Genomic DNA, 22,233 nt, shown 5'->3' on the forward strand with positions numbered 1-22,233 from the left:
CCTTAGATGGTCTAGACTTGCCAGAGTTTGGCAATATGTTGCCTAGACCGCTCGTCCTCGGTACGGTTCGTTTCAGCCGCCAGCACCACATCGCCGACCTTTCGCGGCATTCTTCCCCCTGCGCTCTCTGCCTTGGAGAAATGATGAGCAACCTGGCTCGCTCCCTGTTCATAGGCCCTGCTGTCGCCCTCGCGTTCACGACCGCGGTACTTGCCGCGGATGTCATCGACTGGCCGGCGCCCGGCCGAAACGACATGCCGACGGTGGCCGACGGCCCCCGCATCGACTGGCCCGCGCCGGGCACCCGCCTCGCCGCGCACGGCACGTCCGGCGGCCGCGCCGGCGACATCGACTGGCCGACCGTCACCGTCCGTACCTGAACCGCCGCGTCGGCCCGGCCCACCCTTTTCCGCCCTTCTGTGCCCTTTTCCGCTCAGCACTTTGCCCACCGCATCAGCAGAACGGAGTCCCGACACCATGACGCCCCCACCGTCCGCCGCGCTCGCGGCGGGCCCCCGGCTCACGCCCGAGCAGGCCGAGCTGTTCGAGCGTGACGGCTACCTCGTCCTGCCCGCATTCCTTCCGGCCGGCCTCGTGGCCCGGCTGCGTCCCGAGGTCGACCGCTGGGTCGACGCCGGACTGCGGGCCCGCTCGATCGCCTCCACCACCGAACCCGAACGGCACGGCCCCCCGGAGGTGATGGAGCTCGAACTGCCCGCGCACGGCGAGCTGGTGGCCCATCCGCCGCTGCTGGCGCTCATGGCGCAGCTGATGGACGGCGCGTTCGTCTTCCACCACCTGCACAGCGACCGCCACGCGCCCGACGTGCCCGGGAAGGCCTGGCACCACGACTACGAGCGCGGCCCCGGCACCGACCGGAGCGCGCCCATGATCCACGCCCTGCACTACCTGGACGGTCTGGACCCGGAGGTCTCCGCCCTGGCCGTCCTGCCCGGATCGCACCGGGCACCGGCCGTCAAGGGGGCCCTGGCCCACCGCGGCACCGACCGCCTGCCGGGCGAGACGGTGCTCGACTCCCTGCCCGCGGGCTCCACGGTGCTGCTGCACTCGGCGCTGTTCCACGCCCGGCGCCCGCAGCCGGACGGCGCCGGCCGCCCGCGCTACTTCGTGGACGCCTCCTACTGCTCGACCCGCACCGTGTGGCCGCCGGTGAAGCCCTACTGGCGGCACATGCTCGCCCGCGCCCGCGAGCTGGGCCTCGGCGGCCCGCAGTGGCCCGAGCTGTTCGCCGAGCGCCACTTCACCGAGTACGGACCGGCCCGTTGAACGGCGCCGCGGGCCGCGCGCCGGGCTCCGTGCCGTACGCCGGGATCGCGTGGAACTCCACGGGGTACGAGGTCGCCGTCCTGGACGGCGACGGCCGCCCGGTCCGCTCCCCCGTCGCCTTCGCCCCGCGCCGGGCCGAGGACATGATCGCGTATCTGGCGGGGTTCGGGCCGGGGCTGGTGACCGTGGTGGAGAGCACCAACGGGATCCTGGACGGCCGGCTGATGGCCGCCGGGCTGACCGTGCACCGCGCCGACCCGCAGGTCCTGCCGGACCGGCCGCTGTTCGGCTCCGTCGGCGCGGGCGACCTCGCCGAGGCGGGGCGCCGTGCGCGGGCGTCGTTGACCCGGCTGGTGCGCACGAGAGGGACGCAGACCGGCCGGGAGGGACAGCTGGAGTCCTGGATCTCGTCGAGCGAGCACGCCCTGGCCCGCCTCACCGGGGCGGGGACCGTCCTCAGCCACGGCGACAGGGGGTGCCGCGAGGTCGCGCTCACCTTCGACGACGGCCCGCTGCCGCCGTACACGGGGCAGGTCCTCGACGTACTGGAGCGGTACGGCGTGCCGGCGACCTTCTTCTGCGTGGGCATGAACGCGCGCGGGCACCCCGAGGAACTGGCCCGGATGCGCGAGCAGGGGCACGAGGTGGCCAACCACACCTGGTCCCACCCCTTCCTCCCGGAACTCACCCGCGCGCAGCTGCGCGAGCAGGTGCAGCGCACGCAGGAGGCCGTGGCCGAGGCCTCCGGCGGGCCGGCGCCCGCCTTGTTCCGGCCCCCGTACGGGGCGCGTACGCCCGAGGTGCTCGGCTGGCTCGCCGAAGCCGGCTCGCGGGTGGTGCTGTGGGACGTGGCCCCGGACGACTGGACGATGCCGGGGGCCGACACCATAGCCCGGCTCATCCTGGACGGGGTGCGGCCGGGGTCGGTGGTCCTGCTGCACGACGGTGGCGGCGACCGCTCCCAGACGGTGGCCGCGCTGCCGGTCGTCATCGAACGGCTGCTGGCCGACGGGTACCGCTTCGTGACCGTCAGCGGCCTCACCCCGGGCCTGGTCCCGGACCCCGCCCCGGCCCGCCGCCCGTCGCCGCGGGCCGGCAGGGGGGCGGGGGCGGCGATCCGGGCGGCGTAGGCGGCCCCCTCCGGCCGGTGGAGCCCGTACGACCGCTGCCGTACGGGCTCCGCCGTTCCTGCCCTACGGGCCTGCACCGCTGCTGCCGTACGGGCTCCACCGCCGCCCCCGCACCGTTTCATCCGCACGACCGTTCGCATCCCCGCGGCGTCGTGACCGGCGCCGCCTCATGACACGAGGTGTCCATGCGCACTACGACCGCGCCCGCCACCAACTGGGCGGGCACCCTCACCTACCGGGCGCGCCGACTGCACCGGCCCACCTCCCTCGCCGAGTTGCGCGCGCTCGTCGCCGGCGCGGAGCGGATCCGCGCGCTGGGCAGCGGGCACTCCTTCAGCCGGGTCGCGGACAGCCGGCACGAGCTGGTCCGGCTGGACGGGCTGCCGCCGGTGTTCGAGATCGACTCCGTGCGCCGCACCGTCACCGTCGGCGCCGGCATGCGCTACGCCGACATCATCGGTCCCCTGCACCGGGCGGGCCACGCCCTGGCCAACCTGGCCTCGCTGCCGCACATCTCGGTGGCGGGCAGCGTGGCCACCGGTACCCACGGCTCCGGCGACGGCAACCGCTGCCTGTCGGCCGCCGTCAGCGGGCTGGAACTGATCGCTCCCGACGGCTCGGCCGTCACGCTCGACCGGGAGGGCCGCCCCGGCGATTTCGACGGCGCCGTGGTCGCGCTGGGCGCCCTGGGGATCGTCACCCGGGTCACCCTCGACCTGGAGGACGCCTTCGACGTGGCCCAGGAGGTCCGTGTCGACGTGCCGCTCGACGAGATCGCGGCCCGCTTCGACGAGGTCTTCGCGGCGGCCTACAGCGTCAGTGCCTTCACGGACTGGCGGTCGGAGGGGGCCGCGGTGTGGCTGAAGCGGCGCGTGGGCCGCGCGGACAGCGGCTGGTCGGGGGGCAGGCCCGCCGACCGGCCCCTGCACCCGGTGCCGGGTATGCCCGCGGACTCCAGCACCGGGCAACTGGGGCGTCCGGGGCCGTGGTTCGAGCGCCTGCCGCACTTCAGGCCGGAGCTGGTACCGGGCGCCGGGGCCGAGCTCCAGTCGGAGTACTACCTGCCGCGGTCGCAGGCGGCGCGGGCGTTCGCCGCGCTGCGCGGGATCGGCCACGTCCTGGCACCGCTGCTGCACGTGGCGGAGGTGCGCACGGTACGGGCGGACGGGCTGTGGCTGAGCCCGGCCTACCGCCGGGACGCGGCGGCCTTCCACTTCACCTGGGTCAAGGACCCCGACCGGGTCGCTCCCGCGATCGCCGCCGTCGAGGAGGCGCTGCTGCCGCTGGGCGCGCGCCCGCACTGGGGCAAGGTGACGCTGCTCTCCCCCGAGCGCCTCGTCGCCCTGTACGAGCGGGCGGCGGACTTCGCGCGCCTGGCCGACGAACTGGACCCGGGGCGGGTGTTCGGCAACGAGCTGACGGACCGTCTGCGCACGGCCGCCGCCGGGCCCTTGCCTCTCGTTGCCAGGATCCAGAATCCCTTGTTGCCAAATATTGCCTAGAGGGGATCACGTCTGGCAATGTTCTGCCCATCGGATCCGGTGCACCGACACCGGCGCCCCCCACCCTCCACCCCCCTTACGCACCCATGGAGTTGACATGACCGCCCTGTCTGGACGGACCGCCGGACTCGACCGCGTCGTCCGCTTCGGCGACGTCCGCTACGACTTCCACGTCCGGCACGGCCACAGCGCGTGGGACGACCTGCGTGCCCGGCTGGCCGGCCTGGACGCCGACCGCTTCGTCGTCATCGCCGACGCGGGCCTGCCCGACGCCATGGTGGCCGCGGCCGAGCTGGCCCTCTCCTCGGTGGCACCGACGCTGGTCCTGTCGGCGGAGGCCGACGAGACCCGCAAGCACCTCGCCGCGCTGGACCGGCTCGCCGAGCAGGCCCTCAAGAGCGGCATCACCCGCAGGTCGGTCGTGGTCGCCCTGGGCGGCGGCGTCATCGGCAACGTCGCCGGACTGCTGGCCGCGCTGCTCTTCCGCGGGATCCGGCTGGTGCACCTGCCCACCACCCTGCTCGGCATGTCGGACTCCGTGCTCTCCCTCAAGCAGGCGGTCAACTCCCGCTGCGGCAAGAACCACCTGGGCACGTTCCACGCTCCGGTCCTGGTCTGGAACAACCTGGACTTCCTGGAGACCCTCCCGGCCGACGAGATCCGCTCCGCGCTCTGCGAGATGATCAAGAACGTGCTCGGCATCGTGCCCGAGCGGTACGACGAGGTGGCCTCCCTGCTGCGCACCGACGGCCGGTACACCCCCGAGGTGCTCACCCGCTTCATCGACCTGTGCGTCGACGCGAAGACGGCCGTGATGCGCGAGGACCACACGGAGAAGCACGAGGCGCTGGTCCTGGAGTACGGCCACACCACCGGGCACGCCGCCGAGCTGCTGACGGGCGGCCGGCTGCGGCACGGCTACGCCATCGGGATCGGCATGCTCGCGGCCGCCCGGATGTCCCGCGAACTCGGCCTGCTGGACCTGTCGGACGAACTCGCCCACCGCCGCCTGCTGGAGCTCAACGGCGCCCCGACCCGGCTCCCGGCGGAACTCGGCACCGACGCGGTCCTGGACGTCGTCCGCCTCGACAACAAGCGCGGGTACGTGCCCGGCCGCTCCGGGGCGCTCGACTTCATCCTCCTGGAGGCCCTGGGCCGCGCGCACCGCCCGGGCGGCAAGCTGATCACCCAGGTCGACGAGGACACCGTCCGCCTCGGCATCGAGTCCGTGCTCAGCGACCACTACGCCCTGGTCGGTGCCTGATGGCCACCGTCGTCCGCGGCGAGCGCCGCCCCTTCGGCCCGATCTGGAACGACACTTCCGGCCCCGCCACCACCCACCGCCAGGTCGGCGGGGAGGGCGTGTGCCGCTGGAAGATGCTGATGAACGGCATGCACCTGGAAGGCGAGTGGAACTGCGTCGAGTACGTGGTCGTCGAGCCCGGCGGATCCGTCGGGGAGCACGTCCACCTGCGGACCGAGGAGATCTACTACATCGTCTCCGGGCGGGCCGTCGTCACCATGGACGGCGAGGAGATCGAGGTCCGTGCGGGCGACCTGGTCACCACGCCCATCGGCTCCGCGCACTCCATCGCCAACCGCGGTGACGAGGACATGCACTTCTTCGTGACCGAGGTGTTCCCCGGCGAGGGGCCCGCGGCCCGCCCCGCGCTCCTCCACGTACCGGACCTGCTGCCGGCGGCGGACGGCCGGCCGGGCGCCGGCCCTCGGATCGCGGCGGTGGACCTCACCCCGTACTTCACCGGCTCCTGGCGGCGGTTCCGGCTGCTGGAGGTCCCGGCGGGCGGCCGGGTCGAGGAGAGCCTCCCCGCCGACCTCGCCATCGTCCTGCACGTCCTCGACGGGCAGGCCTCGATCGCCACGGGCACCGAGGAGTACACGGGCGGTGCCGGACTGTCGGTGGCGGTACCGCCCGCGTACCGGCACCTGCTCGTCAACACGGGCGACCGTCCGCTGCGGGTGATCAGCACCGAGGTGGCGGTCGCATGAGGCTCGGACTGGAGGGGCGCACCGCGCTCGTGACGGGCGCGGCCGGCGGCATCGGTGCCGAGACCGCCCGTGAACTGGCCGCCGCCGGGGCCCGGCTCGCCCTCCTGGACCGGGACGCCGAGCAGCTGGCCGTCCTCGTCAAGGAGCTGTCGGAGCACACCGAGGTCACCGGCGTCCCCGGCGACCTGTCCGGCGCGCACGGTGTGGCCGACGCGGTCGGCACCGCGCTCGACGCCCTGGGCGGCCACGCCGACGTCCTCGTCAACAACGTCGGGCAGTGCCGGGCCCGCGGGTTCGACGACCTGACGGACGAGGACTGGCTCGACACGTTCGAGATCAACTTCCTGAGCGCGGTACGGGCCGTCCGGCTGGTGCTCCCCGGCATGCGCGCCCGCGGGCGCGGCAGCATCGTCACGAACGCCTCCGACCTGGCGCGCCAGCCGGAGGCCGGCCCGGCCGACTACCAGGTGTCCAAGGTGGCGCTGCTCAGCCTCACCAAGAGCCTCGCGCTGTCGGAGGGACCGGCCGTACGCGTCAACGCGGTGGCCCCCGGGCCGGTGTGGACCCCCTTGTGGACCCGGCCGGGAGGCTTCGCCGACACCCTCGGCGACGTGCACGGCCGGGACGCCCGGGCGGCGGTCGAGCACGAGCTGGGCAAGCGTCAGATGCCGCTCGGGCGCATGGGCACGCCGGACGAGGTGGCCCGGGTGATCGTCTTCCTGGCCTCGGACGCAGCTTCCTTCGTCACCGGCTCGGTGTGGGGCGTGGACGGCGGGACGATCCGCGGGCTGCTCTAGCGCCGCCGTCTCGTCCCCCTTCCTTCTTCCCGCCTCCCCCTTCTTCCCGCTTCTTCCTTCTCCCTGCCTCTCCCCGTCTCCCGTCTTCCCGCTCCCTTTCCCACCGCTCCACGAGGAGGTTTTCGCATGGGCACGGACACAGCCCCGCACGCGGTACCCCCGGTTCGCGGCGGTCGGCCGTGGCCGCGCTGGCCCCGGCCGGCCGCGGGTGCGGCCGGTGCGCTGCTCGACGTACTGCACTCGGACCGCTGGTCGATCGCCAGCCCGTACGGGGGCGGTCCGACGCGTGAACAGCGGTTCGCGGCCGAGTTCGCCGCATACCTGGGCACCCGTCACTGCGTGCCCACCGCGAGCGGTACCGCGGCCCTGATGACCGCCCTGGAGGCGTGCGGGGTGGGAGCGGGGGACGAGGTGATCGTGCCCGCCCTGTCCTGGGCCGCCTCCGCCTCGACGGTGCTCGGTGTCAACGCGGTGCCGGTGTTCGCCGACGTGGACCCGCGGACCCTGTGCCTGGACCCGGCCGCCGCGGAGGCCGCCGTCACCCCTGCCACCAAGGCCATCGTGGTGGTGCACCTGTACTCGGCCCTGGCCGACCTCGACGGGCTGCGCGCGGTAGCGGACCGGCACGGGCTGGCCCTCGTCGAGGACAGCGCGCAGGCGCACGGCGCGACGTACCGGGGCCGCAAGGCGGGCACCTTCGGCGACGTCGGCACGTTCAGCATGCACCACACGAAGGTGCTGACCAGCGGCGAGGGCGGCGCCGCCGTCACCGATGACCCGGTGCTGGCGCGGCGGATCGAGCACCTGCGGGCGGACGGCCGCGCGCGGGCCGTCCGGCCGCCGGCGGTGGGGCTGCCGGAACTGGTGGAGACGGGCGAGCTGATGGGGAGCAACCGCTGCCTGTCGGAGTTCCAGTCGGCCCTGCTCAGCGCCCAGCTGTCGGAGCTGGACGCCCTCAACGCCGTCCGTCGCGGCAACGCCGAGCTCCTCGACGGCCTGATGGCGGCGCAGGGGCTGCGGCCGCAGGACACCTCCGTCGGCACGACGGCGCGCACCTACTTCGGCTACGCCGTCGAGCTGCCCGGCGAGGCGTTCCCCGGTGTCGAGGCCGCCGCCGTCGCGCAGGCGGTCACCGCCGAACTCGGGCTGCACGTGCGGCCCGTGTACGCGCCGCTGTACGCGAGCCCGCTGTACGCCCCCGCCACCCGGCCGCGGTTCGCCCTCGGGGCGGGTCACCTCGCGCGGCTGGACCCGGGGCGCTACGACCTGCCCCGCGCGCGCCGGGCGGCCCGGTCGTGGCTGACCTTCCACCACGCGGCCCTGTTGGGCGAGGCCGCGGACATGCACGACATCGCCGAGGCGTTCGGGCGCGCGCTCTCCCGTCCGCAACCCACGTGAGGGACCACACCATGACTTCTGATTCCGCTTCCGCTTCTGCTTCTGCTCCTACTTCTGCTTCTGCTTCTGCTTTCGCCGGGACCGTCGTGATCGTGGACGGCTACTCCAACGCGCCCGCCCTGGTCTCGGCGTTCGCCGAGCGGGGATACCGTGCCGTGCACGTGCTCAGCTCCGCCGAACCCCATCCGGGGATGGTGCCGCCGAGGCCCGAGGACTACGCGCAGTGGTTCGTGTGCCCGGACGAGGCCGCCGTCGACGCGACCGTGTCCGCCCTCGCCGCGCTCGGCCCGGTCGCCGTGGTCCCGGGCCAGGAGCCCGGCGTCCGGCTGGCCGACACGCTCAGCGAACGCCTGGGCCTGGCCACCAACGGCACGGCGCGCTCCGCCGCCCGGCGCGACAAGTACGAGATGATCGAGACGCTGCGCGCGGCCGGCATCCGCTGCGCCGAGCAGTTCAAGTCGGGCTCCGCGCGGGCCGTCGGCGACTGGGCGCGGGCGCTCGGCACCCTGCCCGTCGTGGTCAAGCCGCTGTCCTCGGCCTCGGCCGACAACGTGTACATCTGCCGCTCCGCCGAGGAGGCGGAGGAGGCGGCCCGGCGCGTGCTCGGCTCGCAGGACGTCTTCGGCGGCCGGAACACCGAGGTGCTCGTCCAGTCCTTCCTGGAGGGACCGGAGTTCTCGGTCGACTCGGTGTCGGCGGAGGGCCGGCACCACCTCGCCGACGTGTGGGAGTCGCGCCGCAAGTCGATCGGCGGCGGGCGGCAGATCTACGACATGGCCGTCCTGCTCGACCCGGACGCCGACCCCGTTCCCGCTCTGCGCGCCTATGTCCGTACGGTCCTCGACGCGCTCGGGATCCGGCACGGGGCGAGCCACGCGGAGATCATCCTGACGCCCCGGGGCCCGGCGCTGGTCGAGATCGGAGCGCGGATGAACGGGGCGATGATCCCGGACTTCTACCGCGAGGTGCTGGGCACCGACGTGGCCCGGCTGGTCGCGCACGCCTACACCGATCCGGGTGACTTCGTCCGGCGGTACGGCGACGGCACCTACCGGAGGCTGCGGGCGGCGGCCGTGTACGAGGTGCCGACCGCCCTCGACGGGACGGTGCGGAGCGTGGACACCGCGGTGGCCGACAAGATCGCCGCCCTGCCGTCGGTGTACGCGGTGGCGCTGCGCTCCGGCCCCGGCAAGCGGATCAGGCCCACGACGGACCTGATGTCCAGTCCCCTGCGGGTGCTGCTGGCCGGGGCCGACGAGCGGGCCCTGCTGCGCGACCGGGCTGTCGTCGACGAGCTGCGGGACCTGGTGTACGAGGTGGAGTGACGCCCCGCAGCGGTCCGGCCCGGCGGGCGGGGCGGAGCGGGGGGGGCCGGGGCCGGGGCCGGGAAGCGGTGCCGGGCGTCAGCGCAGGGCGCGCTGGGCCTCGACGATGTGCCGTACGGAGTCGGGCACGCCGGCCCGGCCGCTGCGGCGGCCGGCGAACCCGGGGAACTGGTTGGCGACGGCGCAGCGCAGCCGGACCCCCGCCGGCGCGACGTCCGTCTCGGCGCGGTTGTCGTGGACGGCGCGGATGACGGCGTCGGCGACCTGGCCGGGAGAGACGGTGCGCACCCCTCCGGGTACCTCGGCGCCGGTGTCCGCGAACATCCCGGCTTCGCCGACGAAGCCGGGCTGCACGAGGGAGACGCCGACGCCGTGGGGCGCCAGGTCGAGGCGGATGCTGTGGGCGAAGCCGCGCAGGCCGAACTTGGCGGCGGTGTACAGCGAGGAGTACGGGGTGGCGGCCTTGCCGGACAGCGAGCCGACGAAGACCAGGTGGCCCCGGCCCTCGCGGACCATCCGCGGGGCGAGGAGCCGGGCCAGCAGCACCGGGGCGTGGAGGTTGACGGCCAGTGCGCGCTCGATCTGCGGGGGGCTGTAGTCGAGGAGGTCTCCGCTGGCGGGGAGCGCGGCGTTGGCCACGAGTACGTCGGTGTCCGGGCACTCCTCGGCGAGCCGGGCCACCTGGCCGGGGTCCGCGAGGTCGGCGGCGACCACGCGGGCGCCCGTCTCGCGGGCGAGCTCGTCGAGGGTGTCGGCCCGGCGGCCCGTGAGGACCAGGTCGGCCCCCGCCGCGGCGAGCCGGCGGGCGAGGGTGCGCCCGATTCCCCCGGACGCGCCGGTGAGCAGCACGGTGGCTCCGGATACGCGCATCGTCGACCTCCTTGTGTCGCGGTCCGGCCGCGGCCGGCTCGCCGTGGCAGGCGGGCGCCATGAACGATACGAAGGAAGGCAAGATCTTGTCCAGGCTTGGCAACATTGGCAATGTGATGGCCGGAAAGGGGCGTTGAGCGGTGACGATGTCAAGGGCAACCGGAACGCAGGAGCACCGGGCGGTGCCCCGGCTCGGTCGGAGCCTGTCCGTGGTCGGTCTCGGCACCTGGCAACTGGGCGCCGACTGGGGGCGGGTGGACGAGGAGGAGGCGCTGGGGGTGCTGCGCGGCGCGTACGCGGCCGGAACCACCTTCTTCGACACCGCGGACGTGTACGGCGACGGCAGGAGCGAGCGGCTGATCGGCCGGTTCCTGCGCGAGCTCGGCCGGGACGGGGCGGGGGCCGGCGCGGTGTGCGTGGCCACCAAGGCGGGCCGGCGCGGGGTGCAGGATCCGGCGCAGTTCACCCTCGGCAACCTGCGCGCCTGGACCGACCGTTCACGCTCGAACCTGGGCGTCGACACCCTCGACCTGGTGCAGCTGCACTGCCCGCCGACGCCGGTGTTCTCCTCGGCGGCGGTGTACGACGCGCTGGACACCCTGGTGGAGGAGGGCCGGATCGCCGCGTACGGCGTGAGCGTGGAGACCTGCGAGGAGGCACTGGCCGCCATCGCGCGCCCTCACGTCGCGACCGTGCAGATCATCCTGAACGTGTTCCGCCGCAGGCCCCTGGAGGAGGTCCTGCCCGCGGCGGCGGAGGCGGGCGTCGGCGTGATCGCCCGCGTGCCGCTCGCCTCCGGCCTGCTCTCCGGGCGGTACCGCCACGACACCGTCTTCGCTCCGGACGACCACCGGGCGTACAACCGGCACGGGGAGTCCTTCGACGTGGGCGAGACCTTCTCCGGGGTCGGCTACGCCAACGGGGTGGCCGCCGCGGCCGAGTTCGCGGCGCTGGCCCCGGCGGGCGCCTCCCCGGCCCAGACCGCGCTGCGCTGGGTCCTCCAGCAGCCCGGTGTCACGACGGTCATCCCGGGCGCCCGCAACGTCGAGCAGGCCCGCGCGAACGCGGCGGCCGCCCAGCTGCCCCCCTTGCCCGACGGCACGCTGCGGGCTCTGGAAGCCCTGTACGACGACCGCGTCCGGGCGGAGGTCCACCACAGGTGGTAACGGTGCGCCCGCCGAGGCGGGTGCCGTTGCGGAGGGGGTCCGGCACGAGGTCGGTGGTGGGGGGGTTCATGTGGAGGTGCTGACCGCCGACGACCTGATGTCCACGTCCGCGCTGTGGTTCGTGGAGCAGATCGTCGACGGCCTGGTCGCGTGCGGTCTCCCGCTCGACAGGGCCGTGCACGGCTACCGGGCGATCCGGTACTACACCGCCGGGGAGATCGTGGTCAGGGCGACGGCGGCCCGGCGGCGCGCCGACGACGACCGGAAGACGTACCGGGAGCAGGTCTTCGCCGAGCTCGACCCGGGGGAACTGCCCCGTCTCGCGCAGGCGGCGGGGCGCTGGGCGGAACTGACCGCCGAGGACGCGTACGAGGACGGTCTGCGGGCCCTGGTGGACGGGCTGCTCGCCGGCCTCCCCGCCTCCTGAGGATCACGGGATCACGGGATCACCGGGGGGCGTCGGCCGGGCCGACCAGGTGACGGTCGGGGGTCGGACGGCGGCGCAGAGGGGGTGGCCGTGGGCGTCGGTCAGGCCGAGGCGGGCGATCAGCAGGCCGCCGTCAAGCAGCTCGCCGCCGACGGCTTTCCTGTCACCGACGAACTGCTCGCCCGGCTCTCCCCGCTCCAGTACGACCACATCGACTTCCTCGGCCGCTATGCCTTCACCCGGCCCGCGGCGCCTGGCCTGCGCCCGTTGACACGGGTCCTGGCCGGGCTTTTCTCGGACCTGCACAGCGCCAGCAGGTGGCGGGCCAGGGCGAGTACGGCAAGCAGTGCGACGAGCACACACACGCCCCACCAGCCGGCCTGGCTCCAGACGCGTATCCCGAGCCAGGAACCTGCGCTGCCGCCCAGGTAGGCGCAGGTCATGTAGGCGGTGTTGAGCCTGCTGCGGGCGTCGGTGCGCAGGGCGTACACGCGGACTTGGTTGGCGACCATGCCGGACTGCATCGCGGTGTCGAGGAGCAGCGTGCCGAGTATCAGGGCGGCCAGACCCAGCGCGCCGCCCCGGGCACCGATGGCGAGGATCGCGGCCGAGACGAGGACGCCAAGCATGCAGACCAGGTTTACCGGGTCGGGGCCGTAGCGGTCCGCCAAACGGCCGGCGAGCGGGGTGCAGACCATGGTTGCTGCCCCGACCAGGGCGATCATTCCTACCGCCTGGGCACCCAGCCCGTAAGCCGGTCCGGTGAGCAGGAGTGCCAGGCAGGTCCAGACCGCGGAGAACCCGGCGAACACGGTCGCCTGGTAGAAGCACGAGCGGCGCAGGTCCGGCTCCGTGCGCAGCAGGCGCAGCGGCTCGGCCAGGAGCGCTGCGTACCGCTGGCGGGAGGACGGGATCGTGGCCGGCACCGCGAACATCAGGACGGTGGCGAGGAGCAGGGCCAGGACCGCGGCGACCAGGTAGGGAGCCCGCCAGCCCAGCCACTCGCCGAGCGTGCCGCTGAAGGTCCGGGCCAGCAGCATGCCGCCGGTCGATCCGCTCAGCAGGGTGCCGATCACCGCTCCCTGGCGGTCGGCGGCCACGAGACCGGCCGCCAGGGGGCCGACGATCTGCGCACCTACGGTGGTCAGGCCGACAAGGGTGCTGGCGGCAACGAGCGCCGGCAGAGCCGGTGCGCAACCCGCAGCGAACAGTGCCAGACCGGTCAGGGCGAGGAGAACGACGAGGAACGAGCGGTGCGGGAACCGGTCACCAAGCGGCACCAACAAGACCATCCCGGCCATGTAGCCGATCTGTGTCGCGGTCACGACCGCAGCGGCCGAATCGGGCGACACATGCAGACCGGCGGCGACCAGTGGCCCGATGGCCTGCGGAAAGTAGATGTTGCCCACCGCCACGGCGCACGTGACAGCCAGGACCAGGACAATGCGGCGGCTCATCCTTCAGTCCACCGGCCCGTCCGCTACGTAGATGACCTGGCCGGAGACGAACCCCGCCCCGGGACCTTCCTCGAATCTCAGGCCGAGCCGCCTGGCTGAGGCCCTGGTCATGCCGCTCATGACTGTGCCCCATTGCTGCGTGCCCCGCCGACGCTTGTGATGGCCTCCACGGTGTCGGCGCAGTCCGCCTCGGTCCAGAGTTGTGGGTGTCATGGGAGGCAGTCCACGGCATCGACGCCGTGTCGCCAATCGATGTAGCGTATGGCTTAATGATCAGCTTTGTGCTCGGCGTCGAGGACCTCGCGGACACCCGCTTCGCCCTCTCACCCCTGCACGAAACCCTGTTCAGCCTGCGAGTGCTCCAGGATCCGGGCCTGTCCGCGCTGCACCTGCCCTGGCGCAGGTCCGTACTCGGCAGACTCGGCACGCTCGACACCGGTCTACTGATGTCCCTGGTCGCCCAGCGGCGTACCCTCCCCGACTTCCTGACCCCGAATCCCACGAGCTTCGCGCCGGCCTTCGAAGAAGAACTCTCGGTCGTGCGTCAAGCGTCCTACGCTCGGGTCCGCCACGACCTGCTGCTTGCGCACGCACCCGACCCTGTTCCCGAAGCGCTCCGCGACGCCACTGCCGCCGAAGACGCACCTGTCGCCAGACTCCGCGACGCCATCTGTGATCTCCTGTGGCAGTACTGGGAGGTTGCCATCCAACCGGTATGGCCGCAGATGCGACTGGTGCTGGAAGCCGACATGACCTACCGCGCCCGCCAGCTCGCCCTGGGGGGCGCCCGGCTGCTGTTCGCCGACATGCACCCGAACCTGCGCTGGCAGGGCGGAGAACTGTACATCCGCAAGATGATCAGCAGGCATCGGGTTGCAGCATCCGGCCGTGGCCTGCTGCTCATGCCCTCCGTGTTCGCACACAAGCCCGCGCCTCCCGTCAGCCCCGACGAGCCGCCGAGCCTCGTCTATCCCAGCCGGGGAGTAGCCACACTGTGGGGCTCGGAGATGCCGACCATCGACACGACCGCCCTGGTGTCCCTGCTCGGCTCATCCCGAGCGAGACTGCTCAGCCTCCTGGAAGAGCCTCTGCCCACCGTAGAGCTTGCCCGCCGCCTCAGGGTCACCCCAAGCGCTGTCTCCCAACACCTGCGCGTCCTGCACTCCACAGGACTGGTCACCCGGACACGTGACGGACGGCACGTGCTGTACCGGAGAAGCGCACTCGGTGACCGACTGCTGAGGTTCAACATTCCGTCTCCGCCCAACCCTGTCTGGCCGGGCGACCATTAACCTCGTACGCGGTACCCAGCACATCCAGCGGGCGGCCGGTGTGGCGGAGAGGGCAGGATTCGAACCTGCGTGGGTCCTGGTGGAACCCGAACGACCAGTGGCCGGTCCCCGATCAACCGCTCCGGGCACCTCTCCCTTGTGACCCGGGCCGGCGGGCTGCCCCGCTGCCCGGTCACGACAACCAGAATGTGTGAGGGGGCCTGACGGCGCGCTGACGGTGGCGGGCATCAGGCGGCGGGGGCACGAGGGAGGGGGATCGTGTTCCAGGGAACAGGTCGCACTAAAGAGCGCCTAACACAATGAGGTTGCTGACTACGTGCAGGCGATGGACCGTCGATGCGCGCCGGTGACCGTCGCCAGGTAGACACGGGCTGATCCGGCGGCATGAAGTCTGTCTACGGCTTCGGCCATTCCGGGGCGAGGGGTGACTCCGGTGTCGAGCATGACCTGATGCCGGTGGGACCAGCTGTCCCAGAGCTCGTGTGCGGAGACGGTCTGAGTCTGGAGCCCCCTTTTAACGCCCTGACGTGGCTGGAGTCGACGCCGCCCCTCGACCAGTCGAGCCGAGAACCGGCATTCAGCTCGGCCAGCACAGACACCGGCCTCGTTCCAGTCCCGCAGCCGGCGCCAGCAGGTCATGCCCGAGCCGAAGCCGAGTTCCTGCGGCAGGTGTTCCCATTGGATGCCGGTGTGCGAGACGAAGAGGATCCCGCACAGCACCTGCCGGTCCGGTACCGGCCTGCGGCCCGGGTACCTGAACCGTCGCTCCCTCTTCGGCAACAGCGGCTCGATCCGCTCCCACAGGTCATCCGACCCGATCCACGGTGAAGCCCCATGGTCTGGACAACACCCAACCCGCCGAACGGACACGGCTACCAGGGCCGATCTACCTCATTGTGTTAGGCGCTCTAATCGGGAGTGCAGCGGTCGCCGTTCTTTTTCATGAACTCGGATTTCTTGGCCACTTTCGAACCCTTGCCGTCTCGGACAAGAACCTGCCCGGCTTTGAGGGCCTCGAATCCGTCGGGCGTGAAAGTTATCTCACCATCCAGCCCGCGCCCCTTCACTCCGCCATCAAGAACCACAGTGTATTCCCGACCACCCTTGAGGTCGCTCAGCTCCGACTCGGCAACACTCCACCCCTGGGGTGCCGAAAAGAGCTCCACGCTGTCAAGTGGTCCACCCATGGCATCATTGACGAGCGACCAGCGCTTGAAGCCAGTAGTTCCTCCCGAGCTGGATAGCGAGATCAGCTGGGCACTGTATTCCGGACAAGGGGCGACCAGGACACGGGCTCCACCCGCCTCCGTGCGTTCGATGGCAAGCAGCGCCTTGGGGGCGGGCGAGCACCCGACAGCCATGGCAGCCACGATTGAACCCACGGCCACGATGGTCGCCGCACGCCTCTTTTTCAGGGAAGTCTTCACCTCGCTCAGAATGCCATCTCCTTGCCGGGAACGACCAGCTGTGCCGGGAACCAGGTAAGATATCCGCCCCACCACAAGTTTGCCTCCATTTCGAATTTGTTCGCGTGAGCCGGCGTTCCCACCTCGTACTCGGACGCCGCCACCCCCTGGAAATACTGCAGCGCGAAAACCGCGGCACTCTCAGACCTGGCCCATTGTTTTGAATGGACCGCCTCGTGGCGCTCCAGATCGGGACCAAATTCCTCGACGCCCTTCTCCCCTACCAGGGGCAGCATCTTGCTTCGGTGAATCGCTTCGTCGCGGAGCCTGCCGGCAAAGCCCTCCTTGTCTTTGGGATAGAAGTGAACATCGCCGACGGTGAGGGGCTGGTCCCCGGCCGGGGAAGAGCCGAAGCACACGTACTGCTGAGCACGCTTCGTGCAGCTGTCCGAGAACTGTGAATACCAGTGCGCCAAATCGTTCGAGCCGTTCTTCTTGTTTCCCTGGTTGAACGGATGGTTGAGGATCTGCTCAGGTGAGACGTCCACCATGCAATCGACCCTCACGTCGTCCGTCCGACAGTCATCCGGAACGATCACCGGAACCGGCGGGGGCAGCCACGGGGGTGCCGGGAGGGGGGTCGGGGGGGTTGGGGGCCTGGTGCCGGAGCAGCCGTAGCGGCTCAGGCTGCAGTTCGGAGGCCTGCCGCCGTAGCGGGGCGGACGAGAGCTGTTGCCGTAGTCGGAGCCCTTGCCCGAGCGGGTGGCGGGGTCGCCCGAGCCGCTGCCCGGTTCACCGTCGCCGGGCCCGGGTTCGTGGCCCGGGGTGGTGTTGTGGCAGGTGGCGCAGGGGCGGGTGGGGCAGTCGAGTTCGGCGCACAGGCCGGTGGGGTCCGAGGTGGTGAGGGGGTTGTTGTTCGCGTAGCCGTAGGCGTTGAGGGACTGGCTGGAGCCGGGGGTGAGGACCGGGTCGACGCTGAGGAAGGTGCCGGTGCGCGGGTCGTATTCGCGGGCGCCCAGGTGGGTCAGGTTGGTGGTTTTGTCCTGGGTTCCGCCGACGAAGCCCTTCTCGCCGGGCCAGGAGGGGGGTGGGGTGCCGCGTTCCTCGCCGAAGGGTTTCGTGGCGCGCCGCTGGACCTGGAGGGTCGTGGCGTCGATGGCCGTGGTGCCGGTGTTGTGGTGGTCGGTGATGACGTAGGAGAGCGTGCCGGCGGAGGTACGGACTACGACCGGGCCGCCGGGGGTGGCGTAGTAGCGGGTTCCGGTGACCTTGTTCGTCGCGGTGTCCAGGGTGAGTTCGGTCGAGCCCAGGGTGAGGGTGGTCCTGCCGGGGTCCCGGCGCAGCAGGCGGCTGCCGGCGGCGTCGTAGACGTAGGTGGAGGTGCCGGCCTGGTTCGTCGCGGAGGCGAGGCGGCCCTCCTCGTTCCACGTCAGGGTCTGGGTGGCGCCGGCCGCTTCGGGGCGGGTCAGGGTGTTGCCGGTGTTGTCGTAGGTGAGGGGGAGGGCCGGGGCCGGGGAGGTGCCGGTCTGCCGGGTCGTGGTGGCCGGGGCGTGGGGGCGCGCCGAGCCGGGGGGCGGGAAGGTGGTGGTCGTGGTGACCGACTTGGCCGGGTCGCCGGCGGGGTCGTGGTCGGTCAGCGCGGTGCGGTTGCCGGTGACGTCGTAGGCGAAGGCCTGGCGGTAGGGGGCGGGGCCGCCGATGGCGCCCGGCTGGGGGGTGGTGCGGGCGCAGCCGCCGATGCCGGAGACCGAGGGGCCGGGGAGGGTGGAGGTGGTGCCGGTGTCGGTCCAGGCGTCGGTGAGGCGGTGGAGGTGGTCGTAGCCGAAGCACTGCAGGTCGCGTACGGGGCCCTGGGTGCTGTCGGCGGAGGTGACGTCCCCGGAGGGGGTGTAGGTGTAGGCGGTGGTGTCGACCGCTTTGGACTGGTCCTGCTTGTCGAGGCGGGTGCCGAGCAGTCGGCCGGTCGCCGGGTCCAGGACGGTGGTCAGGCTGACTTGCCTCGGGACGTCACCGAGGGTGGTCCGCAGCAGGGTGCCGCGTTCGTCGTAGTCGATGAAGTTGACGTAGTCGGTGGTGTCGGAGCCGTAGGAGACGGGCAGGCCGTTGATGTTGCGGCCGGCTTCGAGCCGCTCGGAGGGCAGGCCGCCCGCGGCGGGCAGGGTGGTGCGGCGCTCCAGGCCGGTGACGGGGTCGTAACTGGTGGAGAGGGTGTAGGTGCCGGTCAGGGCGCCCTCGCCGTCGGGAACGGTCAGCTTGGTGCCAGTGGGCCGGTAGCCGATGTCGTAGCCGGTGGTCTCCTGGCGCCAGGCCTTGCCGTTCACCCAGCTCGTGGCCGCCGTGGGCTGTCCGGGGAGCAGGGTGTCGTACTCGAACGTCGCCAGCTTGGGGCCGTCGGCCGCGCCCAGGTTGCGGGAGGTGGGGCGGCCGAGGACGTCGTAGGTGGTGAAGACGGTGGTACCGCGCGCGTCCTGCGCGGAGAGGATCCGGCCGGCCGGGTCGTACGTGGTGGTCGATACGCCCTTGTCCGGGTCGGTCGAGCGGGTGCGGCGGCCGTGCGGGTCGTAGTCGTACGTCCAGGTGTTGCCGGCCGCGTCCGTCAGGCCGCTCATCTCGCCGGTCGTGGAGTAGGCGTACCGGATCGTGTCGTATGCGCCTTGTGCGTCGCGGCCCTTGTAGGTCCGCCGCTCGACGGTGCGGCCGCGGGCGTCGGTGAGCGCGCTCGTGGCGGTGTCCCCCATGGGCGGGAGGGTATCGGTGCGGTCGGCGCCGGGATAGGCGGTGGTGGTCCGCCACTGCTCCTTGCCCTTGGAGAGGAACACCGAGGCGGTGGCGCGGCGGAGGCCGCCGTAGACGGTCACCGTCTGGGCGGGGACCGTGTTGTCGTCGGCGACGAAGCGGGTGGCGACCGGCGCCGAGTCCTTGTTGACGTACTCGGGGCTGGTCTTGACGGCCAGTCCGTGGCTGTCGTAGGCGGTGTCGGTGATCAGGCGGCTGGTCGCCGCCCCGTTCCGTGCGACCGTCTGGAGCTGCACCTGCCCGCCGAAGGCGTCGTCGATGGCGATGGACGTCGCGTACGACTGGTCCGACCTGAGCGACTGGGTGGTGACCGAGCTGGTGGTGGTGTTGGAGAGCGCGTACGTGTAGAGCGTGCTCGCGCTCGCGTCCCTGGCGCGGCCCGGCAGCCAGACCGCGGTGGTGCGGCCCAGGGCGTCGTAGGTGCCTTCGGTGGTGCGGCCGTTCTGGTCGGCCGTCTTGACCGGGACGCCGCGCAGGGGGTGGAGCGTGGTGGTCGTCGTCCAGCCCTTGGCGTTGGTGACCTTGGTCGTGACCGGGGGGACGAGGGTGGCCGGCTCGTAGACGGTGGTGGTCTTGGCGCCCGCCGCGTCGGTGGTGCTCGTGATCCGGCCGTAGGCGTCGTAGGTGACGGTGGAGGCGGTGGTGTACCTGGGCTGCCCGGACTCGAAGCCGTCCAGGTTCTCGGTGGTGGTGGCGAGGCCGGGTCCGGTAAGGGTGCCGTTGGGACGGCCGTCGTAGGAGGTGCGGTCGCGCGACAGGGTGTTCGTCGCGTTCGGGGCCGTGGTGCAGTCGCCCTGGACCCGCACGGTCTCGGAGACCCGGTCGAGCATCCAGGTCGTGGTGTTGCGGGCGTACGAGGTGGTGGTGCAGGTATCGGGCAGGCCGTCGGCGCGGTCGAGGGCCGTAAGCGGCATGCCGTACGCGGTGTCGTAGGTGGTCGCCTGCGCGGTGGTCCGCCAGGTCTTGTCCGTGCGCAGGGCCCTGGTCTCGGAGGCTGCGGTCCGCTGCATCCGCGCGGTGAGGGCGGGGAGTTTCGAGCCGCGGCCGTGGGTCGCGGTGGCGTTGGAGAGCCAGGGCTCGGACCGGGACACCGAGGTGAGCTCGCCGCCGTCCGAGGCGAAGGTCTGGGTTTCGCGGACGGCGCCGGCGAGGGGGTCCGAGTCCTTGAGCGTGGTCCCGGAGACACCGGTGAAGACCGCGGTGCGCTTGCTGCCGTCGGCCTTGGTGTCGCCGTCCATGCCGCGCAGGTAGAAGGTGGCCGACTTGGAGACGGCGTCGGGGGCGGTGCCGGTGCGGGTGACGACCTGTTCGTAGCCGCGGAACTGGTTCCAGGTGCGGCGCTTGTCCTCGGTGAGTTCCTCGTCGTCGCGGTGCCAGGCGGCGGGGCCGGCGTATTCGTACCGCACCTCCCTCGGGCGGGAGCCGCCGAAGGGGTCGGTTTCGGTGACGCGGGTGACGACGTACTTGTGGAACCAGTCGAGGGTGGGGTCCAGCGGGCTCTTCTCGTCGGGGTTCCAGTAGACGGGATAGCAGCGGGTGGTGTTGGTGTCCTGGGCCGCGGGCAGGCCGCTGCCGGGGGCGCAGTCGGGGTCGGCGTAACCGATGTCTGTGACCTTGCCGGTCTCGGTGGTCACGCCGGTGAGGCGGCGCCGGTTGAGGGCGGGCTTGTTGTCGGCGCTGGAGTCGACCCGGTTGTTCATCAGGCGGCCGGTGAAGGTGACCGGCGGGGTGGGCAGGGCCACCGCTCCGTCGTGGCCGGTGCGGGTGACGGAGGCCAGCCACAGGGAGGGGGCGGTGCCGTCCTGGGGGTTGGGAAACTCGTGCTTGAGGTCGAAGGAGTCGACGTCGCCGTAGCCGCTGCCGTTCAGGACCTGGGTGGTGATGGTGGTGAGGCGTTTGGTGGTCCAGAAGGTGGCGGCCGTGTTCTCGCAGGTGCCCGTCGCGGTGCAGCTCTGGTCGAAGGGGACGTCCGGCCACTTGGCGGCGTTGGCCTTGGTCAGTTTGGCGGGGGCGCAGTCGAAGGAGGCGTCGGGCAGGCAGCGTTCGGCGGTGGTGAAGAGGATCTGGGCCGTCGGCTTGACCGTGTCGGGGTCCGACAGCTTGGAGCCGTAGGTGATGCGGCTGAGGTTGCCGCCGCGGATGTAGGGGGTGCGGGTGCCGTCGGGGGCCGCGGGGGTGGCTCCGCGCTTGTAGTGGTTGGTCTCGGTGTCGTACCAGTGGGTGATCAGGCCGCCGCGCGGGTCGACGACGAAGTCGAGGTTCCAGCGCCATGCCTGCTGGCACCATGAGGCGGCGAAGGTGGACTGGTGGCACTCCTCGCCGGTGTTGTTCCCGTAGACCGGGGTCGTCCAGGTGGAGTTGGTCGCCGGCGCCGTGGGGCTGCCGGGCTTGCGGCCGGCGCCGAAGTAGTACTGGGTGCCGTCCGCGGTCGTGATCTTCCAGTACTCGCCGTTGTTGTCGCCGTTGGCCGCTCCGGTCAGCCGTTCGACCTTGGAGGCGTCGTCGTCCTCCAGGCGCCAGGTGCCGGAGGCGTCGTCCCGTACCAGGGTGGAGGACTTGCCGTTGAGGGAGAAGGAGGCGTTGTCGCCGGCGAGGCACTGCTCGTTCGAGCCCTCCTCGCCGTCCTTGGCGCAGGGCTTGAAGCGGCGTTCGATGAAGCCGGGCGAGTAGTCCCAGCCCTCGCCGATCCAGGAGGCCTGGTTGTTCGTGGCCGCGGTGCGGCCGTCCACGGACTGCGAACGGTACGAGAGGGCGATGGCCGGCTTGGTGCCGCCGAGCCCGTCCGGCACGGCGATCGGGTAGTTCCAGGAGAGCCCGCCGGTGTTGGCGCCGCTGCTCCAGCCGCCCGAGGGGGCCAGGCTGGTGGCGGTGTAGGTCCCCGCCGGCCCGGCGGGGGCTGCCGTCGCCGCGAGCACGGTCGCTCCGGCCGGGGCGGCCGCCCGGGCCGTGCCGAAGGGCACCTCGGCGCTGAGCAGGCCCCGCCGGTCGCCGTCCTTGGCGGTCGGGAGGGGGGTCTGCGCGCGGCATTCGGCGCGCTCGGGCGTGGACAGCGCACATGCGGGCAGCTGGACCAGCCGGGCGCGGGAGAGCCAGTCGCCGCCGAAGGCGCCGGCGACGGGTGAGACGTCGACCGACACCCGGATCCGGGCACCGTCCGCCGGTGCCGCCACCGGGCGGACGGCCAGCAGCAGGCCCTGGACTGCGGCCCGTTCGGCGGTGGCGCGGTCGGTGAGCCGGACGGACGCCTTGCCCGCGCCGCCCGGGAGGCCCGTACCGGGGACGCCCTTGCCTGGGGCGGCCTGGCCTGGGGCGGCCTGGTCCCGGGTGCCCTGGCCGGCGGGGGCCACCCACACCGGGGCGGTGCCGGCGC

15 protein-coding genes, 1 tRNA gene and 4 pseudogenes are annotated in these 22,233 nt (G+C 72.2%); 13 read left to right on the forward strand and 7 right to left on the reverse strand.

Annotated elements, in window-relative coordinates:
* Positions 1-143 precede the first annotated feature (143 nt).
* The 9 genes from ACFY0O_RS31310 to ACFY0O_RS31350 all read left to right on the forward strand — a co-directional run bounded on the left by ACFY0O_RS31310 (position 144) and on the right by ACFY0O_RS31350 (position 9,449).
* Complete coding sequence (locus ACFY0O_RS31310) at positions 144-380, forward strand: hypothetical protein (RefSeq protein WP_358893445.1); 237 nt, start codon at positions 144-146, stop codon at positions 378-380.
* 97 nt (positions 381-477) lie between these two features.
* Positions 478-1,287, forward strand: a complete 810-nt coding sequence (locus tag ACFY0O_RS31315) for a phytanoyl-CoA dioxygenase family protein (protein ID WP_358893444.1) — start codon at positions 478-480, stop codon at positions 1,285-1,287.
* Positions 1,284-2,417, forward strand: a complete 1,134-nt coding sequence (locus ACFY0O_RS31320) for a polysaccharide deacetylase family protein (RefSeq protein WP_388952902.1) — start codon at positions 1,284-1,286, stop codon at positions 2,415-2,417. Before ACFY0O_RS31315 ends, ACFY0O_RS31320 begins: the two co-directional genes overlap by 4 nt.
* A gap of 185 nt (positions 2,418-2,602) precedes the next feature.
* Positions 2,603-3,919, forward strand: a complete 1,317-nt coding sequence (locus ACFY0O_RS31325) for an FAD-binding protein (protein ID WP_388952904.1) — start codon at positions 2,603-2,605, stop codon at positions 3,917-3,919.
* A 97-nt stretch (positions 3,920-4,016) separates the two neighbouring features.
* Entirely contained in the window at positions 4,017-5,183 is a 1,167-nt protein-coding gene (locus tag ACFY0O_RS31330; RefSeq protein ID WP_388952907.1) for a 2-deoxy-scyllo-inosose synthase, read from the forward strand.
* Positions 5,183-5,929, forward strand: coding sequence for a cupin domain-containing protein (locus ACFY0O_RS31335; RefSeq protein ID WP_388952910.1), 747 nt, complete (start codon positions 5,183-5,185; stop codon positions 5,927-5,929). The genes ACFY0O_RS31330 and ACFY0O_RS31335 overlap by 1 nt, the downstream gene beginning before the upstream one ends.
* The gene (locus ACFY0O_RS31340) at positions 5,926-6,726 is read left to right on the forward strand and encodes an SDR family NAD(P)-dependent oxidoreductase (protein WP_388952912.1); all 801 of its coding nucleotides are present in this window, start codon (positions 5,926-5,928) and stop codon (positions 6,724-6,726) included. The genes ACFY0O_RS31335 and ACFY0O_RS31340 overlap by 4 nt, the downstream gene beginning before the upstream one ends.
* A 126-nt stretch (positions 6,727-6,852) precedes the next feature.
* Positions 6,853-8,124, forward strand: coding sequence for a DegT/DnrJ/EryC1/StrS family aminotransferase (locus tag ACFY0O_RS31345; protein ID WP_388952915.1), 1,272 nt, complete (start codon positions 6,853-6,855; stop codon positions 8,122-8,124).
* Between the two features lie 11 nt (positions 8,125-8,135).
* The gene (locus ACFY0O_RS31350; RefSeq protein WP_388952918.1) at positions 8,136-9,449 is read left to right on the forward strand and encodes an ATP-grasp domain-containing protein; all 1,314 of its coding nucleotides are present in this window, start codon (positions 8,136-8,138) and stop codon (positions 9,447-9,449) included.
* 78 nt (positions 9,450-9,527) lie between these two features.
* Here the strand turns inward: ACFY0O_RS31350 and ACFY0O_RS31355 are convergent, their stop codons facing one another.
* Positions 9,528-10,319: an SDR family NAD(P)-dependent oxidoreductase gene (locus ACFY0O_RS31355; protein ID WP_388952920.1), complete on the reverse strand. Its 792-nt coding sequence runs from the start codon at positions 10,317-10,319 to the stop codon at positions 9,528-9,530.
* Between the two features lie 146 nt (positions 10,320-10,465).
* Between ACFY0O_RS31355 and ACFY0O_RS31360 the strand changes: the two genes are divergently transcribed.
* Together ACFY0O_RS31360 and ACFY0O_RS31365 are read left to right on the forward strand one after the other, a co-directional pair.
* On the forward strand, positions 10,466-11,485 hold the full coding sequence (locus tag ACFY0O_RS31360) for an aldo/keto reductase (protein WP_388952923.1): 1,020 nt from the start codon (positions 10,466-10,468) through the stop codon (positions 11,483-11,485).
* 70 nt (positions 11,486-11,555) lie between these two features.
* Positions 11,556-11,912, forward strand: a pseudogene (locus ACFY0O_RS31365) (TetR/AcrR family transcriptional regulator C-terminal domain-containing protein); the annotation flags it as partial.
* A 3-nt stretch (positions 11,913-11,915) separates the two neighbouring features.
* On the opposite strand, the pseudogene ACFY0O_RS31370 reads toward ACFY0O_RS31365, so the two are convergent.
* Positions 11,916-12,041: pseudogene (locus ACFY0O_RS31370) on the reverse strand (DUF5990 family protein); the annotation flags it as partial.
* On the opposite strand from ACFY0O_RS31370, the pseudogene ACFY0O_RS31375 reads away from it, so the two are divergent.
* A pseudogene (locus tag ACFY0O_RS31375) lies at positions 12,003-12,092 on the forward strand (hypothetical protein); the annotation flags it as partial. The pseudogenes ACFY0O_RS31370 and ACFY0O_RS31375 sit on opposite strands and share 39 nt — an antisense overlap.
* 47 nt (positions 12,093-12,139) lie before the next feature.
* Here ACFY0O_RS31375 and ACFY0O_RS31380 read toward each other — a convergent pair.
* Positions 12,140-13,369 carry an MFS transporter gene (locus tag ACFY0O_RS31380; RefSeq protein WP_388952926.1) on the reverse strand — a complete coding sequence of 410 codons (1,230 nt, stop codon included), beginning with the start codon at positions 13,367-13,369 and terminating at the stop codon, positions 12,140-12,142.
* Positions 13,370-13,638: 269 nt separating this feature from the next.
* Between ACFY0O_RS31380 and ACFY0O_RS31385 the strand changes: the two genes are divergently transcribed.
* Positions 13,639-14,661 carry an ArsR/SmtB family transcription factor gene (locus ACFY0O_RS31385; RefSeq protein WP_388952929.1) on the forward strand — a complete coding sequence of 341 codons (1,023 nt, stop codon included), beginning with the start codon at positions 13,639-13,641 and terminating at the stop codon, positions 14,659-14,661.
* 41 nt (positions 14,662-14,702) lie between these two features.
* Here ACFY0O_RS31385 and ACFY0O_RS31390 read toward each other — a convergent pair.
* From ACFY0O_RS31390 to ACFY0O_RS31405, 4 genes and pseudogenes are all read right to left on the reverse strand, one after another.
* Positions 14,703-14,796, reverse strand: a tRNA-OTHER gene (locus ACFY0O_RS31390).
* 326 nt (positions 14,797-15,122) lie between these two features.
* Positions 15,123-15,531, reverse strand: a pseudogene (locus ACFY0O_RS31395) (transposase); the annotation flags it as partial.
* Between the two features lie 38 nt (positions 15,532-15,569).
* Positions 15,570-16,088, reverse strand: coding sequence for a hypothetical protein (locus tag ACFY0O_RS31400; RefSeq protein ID WP_388952932.1), 519 nt, complete (start codon positions 16,086-16,088; stop codon positions 15,570-15,572).
* Between the two features lie 5 nt (positions 16,089-16,093).
* On the reverse strand, positions 16,094-22,210 hold the full coding sequence (locus tag ACFY0O_RS31405; protein WP_388952934.1) for an RHS repeat-associated core domain-containing protein: 6,117 nt from the start codon (positions 22,208-22,210) through the stop codon (positions 16,094-16,096).
* Positions 22,211-22,233 lie beyond the last annotated feature (23 nt).

Origin of the sequence: Streptomyces sp. NPDC001594, assembly GCF_042893675.1 — a bacterium.
In the GTDB taxonomy this organism is placed as follows: domain Bacteria; phylum Actinomycetota; class Actinomycetes; order Streptomycetales; family Streptomycetaceae; genus Streptomyces.